The 16,121-nt window shown below is 43.5% G+C and carries 12 protein-coding genes and 1 pseudogene; 8 read left to right on the plus strand and 5 right to left on the minus strand.

Annotated elements, in window-relative coordinates; genetic code table 11:
* The first annotated feature begins 4 nt into the window (after positions 1 to 4).
* From RH96_RS03635 to RH96_RS03650, 4 genes are all read left to right on the plus strand, one after another.
* Positions 5 to 928: an iron chelate uptake ABC transporter family permease subunit gene (locus RH96_RS03635; protein WP_010197425.1), complete on the plus strand. Its 924-nt coding sequence runs from the start codon at positions 5 to 7 to the stop codon at positions 926 to 928.
* Positions 925 to 1,701, plus strand: a complete 777-nt coding sequence (locus RH96_RS03640) for an ABC transporter ATP-binding protein (RefSeq protein ID WP_010197427.1) — start codon at positions 925 to 927, stop codon at positions 1,699 to 1,701. The genes RH96_RS03635 and RH96_RS03640 overlap by 4 nt, the downstream gene beginning before the upstream one ends.
* Positions 1,698 to 2,672, plus strand: a complete 975-nt coding sequence (locus RH96_RS03645) for a siderophore ABC transporter substrate-binding protein (protein WP_010197428.1) — start codon at positions 1,698 to 1,700, stop codon at positions 2,670 to 2,672. Before RH96_RS03640 ends, RH96_RS03645 begins: the two co-directional genes overlap by 4 nt.
* Positions 2,673 to 2,984: 312 nt before the next feature.
* A complete protein-coding gene (locus RH96_RS03650; protein ID WP_010197429.1) occupies positions 2,985 to 5,288 on the plus strand; it encodes a TonB-dependent receptor in 2,304 nt (767 codons plus the stop codon).
* A gap of 344 nt (positions 5,289 to 5,632) precedes the next feature.
* Here the strand turns inward: RH96_RS03650 and RH96_RS03655 are convergent, their stop codons facing one another.
* Positions 5,633 to 6,130, minus strand: a complete 498-nt coding sequence (locus RH96_RS03655; protein WP_037033087.1) for a hypothetical protein — start codon at positions 6,128 to 6,130, stop codon at positions 5,633 to 5,635.
* Positions 6,131 to 6,332: 202 nt separating this feature from the next.
* On the opposite strand from RH96_RS03655, the gene RH96_RS03660 reads away from it, so the two are divergent.
* Positions 6,333 to 7,004, plus strand: coding sequence for a hypothetical protein (locus tag RH96_RS03660; protein WP_010197431.1), 672 nt, complete (start codon positions 6,333 to 6,335; stop codon positions 7,002 to 7,004).
* A 145-nt stretch (positions 7,005 to 7,149) separates the two neighbouring features.
* Here RH96_RS03660 and rhuM read toward each other — a convergent pair whose 3' ends face one another.
* The 3 genes from rhuM to RH96_RS03675 form a co-directional block, all read right to left on the minus strand.
* Positions 7,150 to 8,145, minus strand: a complete 996-nt coding sequence (gene rhuM, locus RH96_RS03665) for a RhuM family protein (RefSeq protein WP_010197432.1) — start codon at positions 8,143 to 8,145, stop codon at positions 7,150 to 7,152.
* A gap of 71 nt (positions 8,146 to 8,216) precedes the next feature.
* The gene (locus RH96_RS03670) at positions 8,217 to 8,960 is read right to left on the minus strand and encodes a zinc-dependent peptidase (protein ID WP_010197433.1); all 744 of its coding nucleotides are present in this window, start codon (positions 8,958 to 8,960) and stop codon (positions 8,217 to 8,219) included.
* Between the two features lie 190 nt (positions 8,961 to 9,150).
* Positions 9,151 to 11,205, minus strand: a complete 2,055-nt coding sequence (locus RH96_RS03675; protein WP_010197436.1) for an autotransporter domain-containing protein — start codon at positions 11,203 to 11,205, stop codon at positions 9,151 to 9,153.
* 250 nt (positions 11,206 to 11,455) lie between these two features.
* On the opposite strand from RH96_RS03675, the gene RH96_RS03680 reads away from it, so the two are divergent.
* Complete coding sequence (locus RH96_RS03680) at positions 11,456 to 12,256, plus strand: hypothetical protein (RefSeq protein ID WP_010197439.1); 801 nt, start codon at positions 11,456 to 11,458, stop codon at positions 12,254 to 12,256.
* Positions 12,257 to 12,295: 39 nt separating this feature from the next.
* Entirely contained in the window at positions 12,296 to 13,378 is a 1,083-nt protein-coding gene (locus RH96_RS03685; RefSeq protein WP_010197441.1) for a DUF2855 family protein, read from the plus strand.
* 142 nt (positions 13,379 to 13,520) lie between these two features.
* Here the strand turns inward: RH96_RS03685 and RH96_RS03690 are convergent, their stop codons facing one another.
* Positions 13,521 to 14,159, minus strand: a complete 639-nt coding sequence (locus tag RH96_RS03690; protein WP_010197443.1) for a GDSL-type esterase/lipase family protein — start codon at positions 14,157 to 14,159, stop codon at positions 13,521 to 13,523.
* 238 nt (positions 14,160 to 14,397) lie between these two features.
* On the opposite strand from RH96_RS03690, the pseudogene RH96_RS15330 reads away from it, so the two are divergent.
* Positions 14,398 to 16,026, plus strand: a pseudogene (locus tag RH96_RS15330) (circularly permuted type 2 ATP-grasp protein); the annotation flags it as partial.
* Positions 16,027 to 16,121: the final 95 nt, after the last annotated feature.

Below are 16,121 nucleotides of genomic sequence, written 5' to 3' on the forward strand. Positions count from 1 at the left end.
GACGATGTTTGTATTGATTATCGTCTTGGCGCTTATTTTTTTATTCATCGGTTCAGGTTTGGATTTTGATTATCTGATTCCTAAGCGCTTGATTCGCTTGGCCACCATTATTTTGGGTAGTGTTTGCTTGGCCTTTTCAGCCATCATTTTTCAGACGATTGTAGGCAATCGGATTTTAGCGCCTTCGATCATGGGATACGAAGCGGTTTATCTATTGTTTCAAGTGCTCTTGCTCTTTTTGATGGGCACACAAGGGCTACTGTTTTTGGGGGTGAGCGGCAATTTTATAGTCTCTATCGCGTTGATGCTGGTGTATTCGTGGGCACTGCACCACTGGCTATTTCCACGCTGTAAAAACGATGTTTACACCTTGCTGTTATTTGGCTTGGTACTAACCATGGTGATTGGCACGGTGACTCAGTTTATTCAATTGCGTATCAGCCCTGGCGAGTTTTCTATTTTTCAGGGTTTGAGTTATACCTCATTCAATCGATCTCAGCCTGAGACGTTGTTTTATGGGGTGCTTGCGGTTACAACCGCGCTGTGGGTTGGCCGTAAAACCTTACCTATATTAGATGTACTGGCTTTGGGTCGTGAGCAGGCACAGTCCCTTGGGGTGAATCACACCAAGTATGTCAAACGGTATTTGGCACTCATTGCTATTTTGGTGGCAGTGTCCACAAGCTTGATTGGCCCTACGGTGTTTATGGGGGTGTTTGTTGCCAATATCGCGTATGTGCTTGCAGGTAGTAACCGTCATAAGGTCACGTTACCAATGGCCTGCGCCATTACGATTGCTATCTTTTTAGTGGCTCAGATTTTTGTTGAGCATGTCTTTAATTACAAAACCAGCGTCAGTATTCTTGTCAACCTTGTGGGTGGGATTTATTTTCTAGCGCTGACGGTTCGTACCAGAGGGTTTACATGATTACGATTAACAATGTGTATAAAAGCTATAGCAACAAAAGTGTTCTTTCTCAGATCAGTTTGGCTTTTCCTAAAGGCGAAGTGACCTCTTTGATTGGCCCTAATGGGGCTGGAAAATCTACGCTACTGATGGTGATGGCCAGACTGTTAGAACCAAGTGGCGGTGAGGTTTTATTTGAAGGTCGTAACATTAGTGATATTCGTACTTCTGAGTACGCTCATCACGTCGCCACTCTGCGTCAGTCGCCCGGGTTTAACCTGCGCTTAACGGTAGAGGAGCTGATTTCGTTTGGGCGCTTTCCGTATAGCCGTGGTGCGTTGACGGCAGAAGACCATCATATCATTGATGAGGCTATTGAGTTTTTGGCGTTAGCGCCTTTGCGCCACGCTTATTTGGATGAATTGAGTGGTGGTCAACGGCAGATGGCTTTTTTGGCAATGACCATCGCGCAACAGACGGATGTATTATTGCTGGATGAGCCTTTGAATAATTTGGATATGAAGCATGCGGTACACATTATGCAAGCGCTACGGCGTTTATGTGATGAACAGGGTAGGACGGTCATTTTGGTGATTCATGATATCAATTTTGCGGCCAATTATTCAGATCATATCGTAGCATTGAAAAATGGGACACTGAGTTTTAGTGGCTCATCTGAGCAGGTGGTGACAGAAAGCAACTTAAGCGAATTGTATGATCTTGAGTTTGAGATTATTCGTAGTGAACGTGGTTGTTTGTGCAATTACTTTAATTTATCAGGAGTGAGTATATGAATGTAAGAAAACAAGGCTGTGTGTGGATGCTTGCCATTATGGCATCTATGCCTCTACAGGGCTGTGAAAAAGCATCTCATGAGTCTGCTGCGTCGCAGACGCTAAAGACGCCCATCACCATCGAGCATGAACTTGGTACGACCGTGCTCGATCATCGTCCGCAGCGGGTTGCCGTGCTCGATATGAACGAAGCTGACTTTCTAGACCAGCTTGGTGTACCGATTGCAGGCATGGTCAAAGACTACGTGCCGCATTTTTTGGCTCAATACAAACAAAATGCTGATATAGAGGATTTAGGGGCTATTGTTCAGCCCAATATGGAACGCATATATGCGCTACATCCTGACCTTATTTTGATGACTCCGCTACATGCAGCAAACTATCAAGAGCTGTCCGAGATTGCACCAACGCTACACTTCGATGTGAGCTTTAATGACAGTCAGGCGCATCATGTCGAAAATGTTGAAAATCACTTATTAGCCTTGGGTAAGATTTTTGATAAAGAAGCTTTGGCAAAAGAGCAGGTCGCGCAGCTAGAAGCAAGAGTGCAAGACGTACAAGCAGTAACAAAAAATCGCCCAGAAAAAGCGCTGGTGGTACTGCATAACAATGGGGCTTTTAGTAATTTTGGCGTGCATTCTCGCTATGGTTTTATCTTTAATGACTTAGGTGTCAAGCCAGCAAGCACACTTGACGATACCAGCCTGCACGGTCAGCCTATTTCTAGTGAGTTTATACAGCAAGCAGATCCTGACATCATCTATATCGTCGACCGTACTGCGGTTATGGAGCATCGCGCGACCATCAGCCCTGATGACGTGAGCAATCCGTTACTGCGTCAAACCAAAGCATGGAAAAACGGCCACGTTGTGTTTGTTGATGCCGATGCATGGTATATCACTGCAGCCAGTCCGACCTCGTTGAACATTATGATGGATGATGTGTTAAAGGGTTATCAGACGACCTCTTAAAGACAGCAATCTCTTAAAGACATCAATGCATCACGGATACTATCGTTGATCTAATTTAAGAGTGGTACAAGGCAACTGAGTACAGATGTATATGTCATATTTCAAGCGAGGTTAACGCTGTAACGCTTTTATAGTGGATTGACTATATCAGATAATTAGTATTGCCAAGAAAGGCAGGCAAGTTGCTCAATCGAAGCTAAAATAAGTTATTTTTTAGCTTCTTTATGTAAATAGTTATCATTTGTATTTTTATTATCATTATTTTTTATTAACTTAATACTTATTTGTTTATCAAAACGACAGGATATCGCTATGTCTCAACTTCAACAACATTTAAGCCAACACCCCAACGTCAAGCAATCTTTCACAGAGCACAAACCATTTTTTGTTCTCAATTATTTTGTCTCAGCAAAACTGGCACTTTTATGTGGGGCAGCTGCTGGTACTGTATTTTTGGGCATGCCCGCCGCTTATGCCCAGACCAACGGTACGCCAGTCAGTAGTACACAAGCCACTGATATGACCATTACTGCACAAAACCAGAGCACAGAAGCGGATCAAGACCTACCAACGGTCACACTACCAGCAATCACGGTTGAAGCTGACGTTGAGGAGAACTCTAACTATGCTGGCGGGCAGGTGACATACACCAATAATATGGGATTTTTGGGTAATAAAGACTTTTTAGACACGCCATTTAGTGCCATCAGTTACACCGATAAATTCATCGCTGACCAACAAGCGGTAGATATTACCGATGTTATTGCTGCAACGGATCCCGCTTTTTATACCAGCGGTGCCAGTGGAGAGAGTCTTGAAAGTTATTATATTCGTGGTTTTGCGTCGAGTAGTAATGATGTGACCGTCAATGGATTGACTGGTATGGCACCTTACTATCGTAGCTCACCTGAAATGTTTGAGCGTGTTGAGGTGCTTAAAGGTCCATCAGCAATGCTCAATGGCATGTCTCCCAACGGCTCTATCGGCGGTTCTGTCAACCTAGTCACCAAACGAGCAGGGGATGAGCCGCTGACACAGCTGACCACTAGATATCTATCAGACTCACAACTGGGCGCGCATGTCGATATAGGTCGCCGCTTTGGTGAAGACAAGCAATTTGGTTTTCGTGTAAATGGGGCTTATAGAGAGGGTGATAGCGCCGTTGATGATCAAGAAAAGCAAGCGCAATCAGCAGCTATTGCACTGGACTGGCGCGGTGAGCGTGCACGAGTATCCGCCGACCTTTATACGACAACAGACCATGTGGATGGGCCGACTCGAGGAGTTACATTAGCATCAGGTGTTGATATTCCTAGTGTTCCAGATCCAGATACATTATTAAATCCCAGTTGGGCCTATTTTGAGACTCAAACCAAAGGGGCCATTGGACGCGCTGAATTTGATATCAATGACCAATTGACAACGTATGCCTCCATGGGGGTAACCAAATGGAATTATGACGGACTCAGTGCAGATAATGCTCAGATATCTAATACTGATGGAGATATCAGTACCACCGTTGGATACGTAGGCGATGACAACGAAAGACAGTCGTTCGAAGTCGGCTTAAATGGTCAATTCCAAACGGGCAATATTGGACACCAAATAGCAGTCAATGCCACCCGCTATGAAGAGGAATACAATTTGTATGCAGCAAGATTCCGTGGTGTCAGTGTTGATACCAATATCTACGACCCTGTGTGGGGATCCAGACCTGATTTAGATCTGAATCCGCCACTTTTAACTGCGACAGACACCGAATTGACCAGCTATGGCATTGCAGACACGTTATCGTTTGATCAGGATAAATACCAACTCACCTTAGGGGCTCGCTATCAACAGCTAAAAACAAAACAAACAGGCGGCATGTTATCAACAGGTACCAAATATGATGAAAATGCCATAACGCCGTCAGTGGCGCTCTCAGTAAAGATAACCGACCAGACGTCTTTGTATGCAAATTATATAGAAGGACTAAGTAAAGGAGATACAGCACCAACAGATGCAGAAAATGCTGGCGAGATATTTGCGCCTTATAAGACCAAACAAAAAGAAGTCGGTATAAAAATCGATCTTGGTAATTTCTCTCATACTCTAAGTGCTTATGAAATCGAAAAACCCAACAGTTATACCGATACCGATACCAATATTTTTTCTTATGCTGGCGCTCAGCGTAATCGAGGCGTGGAGTGGGGCGTGTTTGGCTCGCCTGCTGAAAATGTACGCTTAATGGGTGGTATCAGCTATATTGATGCTAAGTTGACTAAAATGAATGATGGGGTTAATGAAGGTAATCAAGCGGCAGGTGTGCCAAAGTGGCAATCTAAAATCGGCGTAGAGTGGGATTTACCTCTCGTAGAAAATTTGACGCTAACAGCAAATGCAAATGCGGTGTCTAAACAATATCTCGAAAATGACAATATACAGTCCCTACCAGGTCGTACTATATATGGTGTGGGTGCGCGCTATTTGACTTCTGTTAATGACAAGCCACTGACACTGCGCGGTAGTGTCGAAAACGTGATGAATAAGGCCTATTGGACAACGGCACATTACAACGATTTGGCCATAGGTGAGCCGCGTACGTTCTTGCTGTCAGCAACGATGGATTTTTGATTTGACCCAAGGGTTTTCGAAATTGTATAACTGATGAAGGCTCAGCCCTGCATGCTATATAAGTAATAGCATGCAGGGTTTTTTAACCTATGAAGTCAAGATTCATCTAACTGATGTGTAGGTATTATGCCGCTAAAAACCGTGAGACTGCAAAGATTCAATAGTCATTTAGCACCGCAAACCTAACTTTATAAAATTATAGTTCTATGAACTTAGTAGCACATAGACTTCATTTAACATAATATACATTATGCGAAAACAAACCAACGGTCTTAGAAGGTAAGTATCCCATACTTAAAAACTATCTTAGCTTAGACATTTTTGATATCAGTTCCAGATTTCTGCTAACGACAAGTATCAAGCAAATGCTTACGCAAAGTTTTACCATCCTCATTTAAACTTACATCTGCGACTTGGCAATCAGCACGCTTATCATTGTCATCACATGACAACTCATAATAGATATCGCTACCTTGCGCCAAGCTAACCTGAACCAAACCTTGCTCAGTCATCGAAAACTTTTTGTCTTGCGTATAATTAGGATCTTGAGAATCCCACAGCACATCATAATCGATATTGCAGGACGTTTGATTCTTATCAAAATAATCTTGTTCAAGTTGCATGGCTGCTTGTAAGTCAGTATTTGCATATTGCTGTAGCATCACAGGATCACTCATACCTTGATCATCTATGTCTTGTTGATACATCTTTTTGATGGTCGCAATCTTCATAGCAGCCCTAACAGCTTGTTTCTGATCTGATTTTGTCACATCTGCTGTAGCGCTACCGACAGGCATCAGTCCTATGGTCAGCAGAAATATGAGTGATTTATATGTTGGCATGATGTTCTCTACAAGCTTTTATTCTATAAGTGTTACAACCTATTACATCATACCCATATTTGGACTCTGCTGTATTATCGTATCATTCAGGTTTACTTACCAAAAGAACCATTTCATAGCGCGCTTATGGTACTTTTTTATTTGTTCTCATGACAATTTTGAGTGATTTTTTATCTCTGATAATCGTGTTAAGGATGATTTTATGACGATATTACCTGCTTTTTTTAAGAAAAAATCTGCGACATTGGCTTCTAGTAGCCTTTTATTGCTCACTTTGACCGCGACTGGCTGCCAGTCCGTTACTGAGTCTAGCGAAGCCATTGTATCTCAACCAACCAGTAGCTCATCAATGCCTAGCAATGCTGATAGCAGTCAGCAAACGCTTAAGCAGCAATCATTGCGTATTCAGCATGCACTGGCTAATGGCGACTATGCCAGTATCACCAATGATATTCATCCCATACGTGGCGTCCGGTTCTCGATGTATGCATATATACGTCCTGAGACCGACAAAACCTTTAGTCGCGACCAATACACGCAGTATCTGCAGCAGTCAAAGATTCGCTTTACGTGGGGTGAAAAAGATGGCACGGGTGATTTATTGATCACGCCGCTACCTGACTATTTGAGCAATTGGGTCGCTGCTAGTGCATTTGATCAGAACGCAGAGATCAGTATTAATAATAGTAAAGCGATGGGCAACAGTATTAACAACTTAAACAAAATATATCAAAATTCTGACTTCGTTGAGTTTTACAGTAATGGCAGTGAAAAATATAGCGGTATGGATTGGCGTGCGATGCGTTTGGTGTTTGAGGAGTATCAAGGTAAGCGTTATCTCGTGGCTGTCATTAATGACCAGTGGACGGTTTAGGGCGTAGAAAAACGATTAACTGACCACTTTTATAGGGCGCGTTTAGAATAGCAGACTACTCTACTTGGTTTATCGTTAGGGTTATATTCAAATATAAAGATATATGTTGCCACTTATATTACAGGGTTGTTGACAATAATCCTGTTTATTGACCCTCTAACGACAACATATTCATAATCAGTTTGATCAAAGTCTCTTTTTGATTAGGGTCGGATTCAGCGACCAATAAGGTTAGTGCCGCAAGCCCAGTATTATTGATGACCATGTCACCTTTATCAGTCAGCAGTCGATGATTACGATGCAAAAAATCCACAAATAGAAACGCACCGCTGCGTTTATTACCATCAGTAAAAGGATGGTTTTTTACCATAAAATACAGTAGATGTGCCGCTTTACTTTCGATAGTTGGGTACGCAGGCTCACCAAAGACAGTTTGTTGCAAATTACCCAATACACTATCCAAACCATCACCACGAGGCTTGGCAAATAATTCAGTCGCCTCACCCCTATCTATCAGCTGCGCTTTCAAGTTTGTCAGCGCTGCCATCGCCTCAGTCGTACTGGGTAAGACACCACCATCTTGCCCTGCAGGACTATCCAGTAGACCTTCATCATAGCGCTGTAACCATAAAAACGTCTGCGTATAGCGGCTTATAATCTCAACTAGTCCGCGTCCTTCGTCGGTGTTAAGCTCGGGACTTTGGGCGGTTTTTTTGATTAATTTTAGCGCTTGTTGCAATTCAGTAGAGTTTTTATCGAAGCGCTGTTGATTGAGTGTATAGCCTTGTAGCAAGTATTCACGTAAGCGCTGCGTTGCCCAACGCCTAAACTGCACACCTTGAGGAGATTTAATGCGATAACCGACTGATATAACCACATCTAGGTCATAAAAAGTCACTGGACGGTCTGAATTTGCAATATGCATTTTTTGCATATTGCTTTTTTCATCGATTTCTTCATCTTTTATAGCATTGGCGATATGACGAGAAACCACTGATTGGTCACGCCCAAATAACTCGGTCATTTGGGCTTGTGACAACCAGACGGTCTCTTGCTCAAAACGCACATCTACTTGCGCCTTTCCATCAGAACTTTCATAGATCTCTACTTTTGACATGTCGTCATTTATAGCGTTAATCATCTCAGCTTCCCAATCCTAAAACCTTCAATTGATTAGCCCGTATTGAAGGCTTTAGGTTCTATACTCTTTCTTCATAGTGGTGTTTGCTTAAAGAATTTCACCATAATCTCATAAATATCTGGATACGCGTCTACTAGCTTTTGCGGTGTCTCAAAAAACACCTCACTGAGTACAGCAAAAAACTCAGCAGGATTGGTCGTTCCATAGCGATCTAGCCCTGACTTGCGATGGGTTTGAAAGTCCTCAAAATCTCGCGCCATAATCTCAGTCCAGCGCGCAGAATCCATATCAGGTTGCATCGGTGGAAAACCGTTGGCGCGGCCATTCATCATATCAAGTTTGTGCACAAACTCATGAATCACGACATTATGACCATCGCGTTCGCCTGAATGTTTGGCATCTTTCCATGACAATATAACAGGACCTCGCTGCCATGCTTCCCCGCTACGGTGCTGACTGCCTTCGTGGACAATACCAAACTCATCCACAGTAGTGCTGTCGCTTTTGTATGAACCTGGATAGATAATGACAGATGACCAGCCAGCGTACCATTCAAGGCTTAGGTTTAAGATAGGCAAACAGGCTTGCAGCGCAATAGACTGCCTAACAGCATTAGTGATTTCAAACCCTTGCGCACCAGTAATGGATTTATCAGCCAAAAATAAAGTCGCCAGCTCAAACAGATGCGTCATCTCGTCATTGTTTAATCTATCTAGTATCACAATACGCTCAGCTGCTTGTACCCAATCTGCATGGGTAAACTCGCTGTTGTCCAATATACGCTGTTCACGCCAGTCTTTTATAATGCCAAACATACACGTCATCCTTATTCTTGTAATATTTGGAACACATTTTTTATTACCACCTCTGAATATTATAGCGGTAATCAATAATACGCCATTATAATTGGTATATTGAAATATATAAGAAAAAACGCTGCTCATAAATCAATTATTGAGCAGCGCAGGTTTATATTCACAAATTATGACATTCATACATTGATATTTAAAACTGATATTGCAAGCCTAGTTGTACTGAGCTGTCTTTATCGTCACGTGCAAAGGTGGTGTCGCCATTCAGATATGCATAAACGTTTTTATGAACCTTGTTACTCACACTCAGCTCAAAACGTCCATAATCGTCGTCTTTATCTGCTTGAGTGATGCTAACCTCTCTTGTCCGGCCGTCAGCTAAAGACGTGGTCGATAAATCATCTATTAGACCATCTTCGATCACATGCACATAAGCGACTTTGCCTTGAAGCTTGGCAGGCGTGCCCATCAAATTAAAACCATACTGTAACTGGTAACCAAGCTCTGAATCCCATACCTCGCTAGAGGTGTCATCAATCTTGAGCGCAGTGCGAGAATTACCATTGCCACTGGTATAACCCTCTATGTCTGTATCACTGTAATTGAGACCCAAAAAGGCGCCATGGGCGATATTTTTTTGCATAAGAAAATTATATCCAAGCTCATTGTGTGCGCTAAACACATCGGCATCGGCATTACCGCGTTCGCTATTGTTGATAATGTTGATACCATCATTACCATCCAGTTTTACAGTTCTATTAACGTCCAAGTCATGCTTAGACAGACTTAAAGAAGTAGTATTCCACCAAGCTGTGTCTTTGCCGCCCAATAAAGAATAGGCTTGAACACCATAATTCGTATCTTTTTTAATACCGTTTTCTACGCTTTTATTGTTTTGATTGGCCGCTTGCACACCTGCGCCAACACGCCAGCTAGGTTGTATAACGTACTCGCCATATAGACCAATATTGGCACGAGTGCCTTCTTGTGCATCATCAGCATCCACATAGCTTTGAGAGCCATCTACCCAAACCTGAGTACGCGACTCGGAATCAAAAGGCTCCGCATCATCGAGAGTATGCAATGCCAAAGCATTGGCGCGCTCAAGCACCGCTGAGTGCGAGTCGGTAGCATTGTCCTGTAAAGCTAAGCCCATCGTGTTTTGCAGATTGAGCGCACTTTTGGCTGATGCGATGATATCAGCATTGGTTTGCTCGACAATCAATCTACTGATGATACGAGAGTAGTCGCGCATTCTTTGTGATAGTCGTTCTGCACCAAAGGCCGCCGTGAGTACTTCCTCGTTGTCTAATGCAGGGTCATGCCACGTATAGCCACCTGGAATATCTGGGTTTTCAGTTTGTGTGTAACCATCATAGTCAGGCCCGAGGCTCCAGTTGGTTGCCTCAAATCCTACGACCTGCATGACACTATCAAAAGACTCCTGATCACTACAGCACCCAACGCCATAAGGCTCGTATGGTTCTGTATTACCTGGTGCGATAATGGCTGGATTGACCTCCACTGTAATACCAAGCTCTTTAGCAATACGCAGCGCATTTTCACGCAAACTTACATTGGCAGCCACTTCATTGCCGTTATTATCGTAAGCATTTCGCCCTGCGTTGGCATACATCTTGTCGCCTGTAATCAGACTGTCTAGGTTAATCATACCCAGTGCGGTCGTTTTTTCTGCGTCCGTGAGCTGATCAACAAACGCCTTTGAACCATTGAGACCACCCTCCTCTGCACCAAATGCCACAAACTGAATGTCATGCTCTGTTTCAATACCAGTCAGGTTTCTGGTCAACTCAGTCAAAACGCCAGATCCAGAAGCGTTATCATCCAACGCCTCTAAATTCTCATAATTTGGATAGGCGACGGCAGAATCATAATGTGCACCGACAAACAGCGTTCTGTTGGTATCAGCACTACCTTTTTGGGTCACGACAACGTTATTGCTCGTTAACGTCTCACCTTTGAATAAACCACGAGGCGCTACGAAATCGAAAGTTTGGCGATTGACTTGGTTGTTACTGCCATCGATAGTCATGCGCTGCTGCATATAATCAGCAGCTTGGACTTCTTTGTCAGATCCTGTATACCTGCCAGCATAGTCGCGGGCAAGCGTTAACGCCGTTTCTTCACCATAAGTACCGTACTGAGCATCTGCAAATGTTTGCGAGCCTGTCAGCATTGCTAGGGCCGCAACGACTGAAACGGTAAGCGGTGATAAGATAGTATTCAAACGGCCTCTCCTTGGTCAAAGAAATGTAATCAATATTAAAAAATAACCTAAAAAAATATGGTTTACAAGATAAAAAATCCATGTTTTATTTATTTTTTTTGAATAAAGCAGCGATTGATTGAAATGCCATTTGTCTGCTTATTATGAATATTTATTGATTGCTGTTTGATATCTATACTGCTAATTACGATCGTTTTTAGATTTATGGTTACTAGAAAATCATATCAACCCAGACCACATTACATGGATTATGCCAAGAGACGCTTGGCTGATCGATCGTCAGAATACTCAGCCTTCTCGTGATTTTTTTGTGAACACTATAGGGGCGCAGGCTACTCAAGCAGAAGCGATTGCTGAAGCTGAAAACATCGAAGACCTTTTTAATCATTTAGAAAAAGGCGGCGTATTAATGCGTATTGATCCAAATGTACGCCCGCAAATGTTCCATGGTGCTACCATTAGTAGTGAAGAGCTTAAGCAGTTACGTAGAGTTGAAAACATTGTGCGCAAAGGACGCGTGACTCGCTTAGATACTGACAATATTTATTTTGGTGAGGACAGCATTGCTACCACACCCAACACGATGCATATCGACTGCTCTGCACGAGCAGTACCAGTGACAGAGACGTACGATGTATTCAAAGGTGATACTGTGGTGGTACAAACCGTACGTACCTATCAGCCTGTATTTAGTGCGGCGTTCATCGCCCACATTGAAGCCAACTATGACGATGAAACTGTCAAAAATGAGTTGTGCCAAGTGGTACCGATCCCAAATCATGATACGGACTTTCTGGTTGGACTCGTTAAACAAATGAAGAATCAAATGCGTTGGTCAAAAGAGCCTGCGCTACGTGAATGGATGATTAACAATCGCTTAGATGGCTTCACCAAATTGGTACGTGCCAGCGAAGATACGCCACCTGAAGAGCTGGCTATCCTTAAACGTCTAAAAGAAGCAGGACCAAAAGCCGCTGCTAATATGCCTAAACTGATGGGGGAAGTTATTCAAATAACAGCAGCACGTCAAGCCAACACCGCTAATACCTAAAAAGTAACTATTTAATAATAACTATCAAGGATAGCGACTATGCAAGAATTTCAAACCAACAAAGCAAACCTGACTCAAGCTCGCCTGCAAGAGACGCCTATTCATACCCTTGGTGATGGTGAAGTACGCGTCAAAGTCGATCGCTTTGCTTTTACTGCGAATAATATTACTTATGCAGTCATGGGTGACCAATTACGCTATTGGCAGTTTTTTCCGCCAAATGGGAATGAACCCGAAAAATGGGGCATTATTCCTGTATGGGGCTTTGCCGATGTCATCGAATCAAATAGCGATGCACTACCTATCGGTGAGCGCTTATTCGGTTACTTCCCGCCTGCCAGCGAATTGGTTATCACTCCTAAGCGAGTCACGCAAACCAGCTTACTCGATGGTAGTGCCCATCGTGCCGAGCTACCACCTGGCTATAATATGTATCAACGCGTCAACCACGAGCGAGGTTATGACCGCGCCCATGATGATCAGCGGATGCTACTGTTTGTCTTGCACCTGACCTCATTTTGCTTGCATGATTTATTGAAGAGTAATGACTGGTTTGGCGCAGAACAAGTGGTTATTATCAGTGCCTCTAGTAAGACCAGTACAGGCTTAGCATATGGCCTAGCTGATGATAAAGACGCGCCGCACGTTATCGGCCTAACTTCAAACCGTCATATAGATTTTGTTAAGTCAATCGGCGCCTATGACAGCGTATTGAGCTATGACACGCTTGAGCAGATTGACGCCAGCAAACCAACAGTCATTGTCGATATGTCGGCCAATACCGATGTACTGAGTAGACTACATAAGCACTTAGGCGAAAACATGCGCTACACCAGCAATGTCGGTATCACGCATTGGGACGAACCGCGCCATGTAGACGGTATCATTCAAGAACGTAGCCAGCAGTTTTTTGCGCCCAGTCATGTACAGCAATGCATGAAAGAATGGGGCCCTGAAGAATTTAATAAACGCTCTATGCGCTATATCATGAACAGCACCGCAAAAACCAATGCATGGCTAAAAATTAAAGAGCTTGATGAGATTAGTGACTTACTAGATATTTATCAAGACATCTGTGAGGGCAAGATAGCCGCTAATGAAGGTCTGATCGTGGTTATGTGATACATGCATGCTTAACATCATTAATTTCAGCTGAATCAATATATTAGTAATGAATGGCAAAGAGAGTTCAAAAGAGCTCTCTTTTTTAGTTTCGTAGTAGGGCTTTAAACCAGATACCTGTTCTACTTATTCTTTCATGGCTCTAACGTGCCAAGCCTTCCTCTTGTAAATAACCATGTAGACCCTCTGCAAACTGTCTATAGCCTGCAGCATTGGCATGTATGCGGTCTGATTTTAAATCATCATTCGACAGCACAGTCGACCAACCATCAGAATATAGCGGTATGCCTTCAGCCTCTGCAACGTCTTCATAAATAGGGTTGTCACTAGCCTTGCCAAACAAGGCACTGGTACTAAAATAAGGCTGTGCCATCAGTACCACTGAAATGTCAGCGGATTTAAACTGATTAATCGTTTCGGTAATATTGGCACGCGTCGTATCAGGTGCAATACGCTGCAATACATCATTGCCGCCGACGCTGAGCAACACCAAATCAGGATTTTGCTTAGTGATTTCGTCCACCCGAGCCAGCACATCTGCGGATGTATCGCCATTGACACCTGCATTAATGACTCTCCATTTGCTTAAGTCTGCAAGTACCGTAGGATAGGCAGTTTCTGGACTCGCGCCATAACCATAAGTCAATGAATCGCCAAGCGCTATCACTGTGCTACCAGCGGGCAAGATATCTTGTTGTGGTGCGCTACCACAGCCAGTCACACTGATAGTCGCTGACAATCCTATACCTGCCAGTATTAAAGAACGATGGTGTTTTTTCATGGTTTTATTGGCCTTGTTCAACGATTTCTTGTCCTATTTAGTGGACCATAGAACACTTATTCATAATATTCTAATTCATAACATATTGAATATATTCCATTTTATTATAGAACGATTGTTGTATATTGCCCAGTAGACGTTGTATAGTTCATACAAGATACAGGCGCTATGTATGGCGAATTGACGCTATTGTCTGTCCACTATCATCTAGATTCTACCAAGGATACGTGTGGTATTTATGAATAAAAAATCATCTCAATCCCAGTCTCAGAGCCAAAATCAATCAAAAGAAGACCAGTCGCAAGACCAAAGCCAAAGTCAGAATCAAAACACAAATAAGGACACGGCTGCCCCTAAAACGAGTACAAAAAACAACGCTTCAGAGCCATCGCAAAGCCAATCACAGAATCAGTCAGAGGATACACCCGTCAAGAATTTAGCAGATACTCCCCCATCACGAGCACCAAGCTTTGATGAGCTCCAAACGGGTAAAGGTCAGTATCGTCCAGTTGCAAAAGCCGTTGGTAATTGGCTTGATAACATCAACATGGATGCCCTCAATTATCTAAACGAACAAGCAGAAAACATCTTTTACCGTAAAGGGGTCACCTTTACGGTCTATAGCGATGCCAAAAACATCGAGCGTATGATTCCGTTTGATATCATTCCACGCATTATTGCAGCGAGTGAATGGAAACAAATAGAAGCAGGCTGTAAACAGCGCATCACCGCCCTCAATGCTTTTTTGCATGACATCTATCATGATCAAGCCATTATGAAGGCTGATATTGTACCTGCCAGCTATGTTTATGCTAGTGGCTGCTATGAGCCATGGATGATGGGCATTGAACTTGATAAACCTATCTACTCGCACATCAGCGGTATTGACTTGATTCGAGACGAGACGGGTAAATTTTGTGTCTTAGAGGATAATTTGCGTACCCCGTCAGGCGTCTCATATATGCTTGAGAGCCGCAATATATCAGAAACACTCTTAGCTGATATATTTGCTGACACTCCTATTATGGGCATCAGTGATTATCCCAACCGTCTCAAAGCCTGTCTTGCCAGCTCAACATCCAAATATGATCCACAAGTCGTTATTTTAACCCCAGGACGCTTCAATAGTGCCTATTATGAGCATGCCTTTTTAGCGCACGAGATGAATGTACCACTGGTACATGGTTATGATTTGGTCGTTGAAGACGGCAAGGTCTACATGCAAGGCATTCGCGGCAAGGTACAAGTCGATGTGATCTACCGCCGCATTGATGATCCATATATCGACCCGCTAGCCTTTCAGTCTGACTCTATCTTGGGTGTGTCAGGGCTAATGAGTGCTTATCGTGCTGGCAATGTGGTTATCGTTAATGCACCAGGTACGGGCGTGGCTGATGACAAGAGTCTATACCCCTTTGTGCCGGACATGATTAAATTCTATCTAAACGAAGAGCCGATCCTGCCAAATATAGAAACCTATCAATGCCGCAAGCCTGATGAGCTCAAATACGTGCTTGATAACTTAGACAAGCTGGTCGTCAAAGAAACCCAAGGCTCAGGTGGCTACGGCATGCTCATTGGCCCAACCTCCACCAAAAAGGAAATTGAAGAGTATCGCCTGCGCTTACTTGAAAACCCAGCCGGTTTCATTGCTCAGCCGACTATTTCGTTATCGACCAACCCCACTGCTGTGATCGATGGCATTGCGCCGCGTCACATTGATCTGCGTCCCTTTATCCTCAGTCACGGCGATGGCACAGTCGATATCGTACCGGGTGGCTTGACTCGTGTGGCCATGGTTGAGGGCTCATTAGTCGTTAATTCATCTCAAGGTGGCGGTATCAAAGACACTTGGGTCGTCGATGACAGTCACCTACAATCTGAAACCAAAAAACCAAACGGTAATGGTCAAGCTGGCAAATACACGCCTGTGCCTTTAGATGCCAACAACTCAGATCACGC

The organism is Psychrobacter sp. PAMC 21119 (assembly GCF_000247495.1).
Taxonomy (GTDB): domain Bacteria; phylum Pseudomonadota; class Gammaproteobacteria; order Pseudomonadales; family Moraxellaceae; genus Psychrobacter; species Psychrobacter glaciei.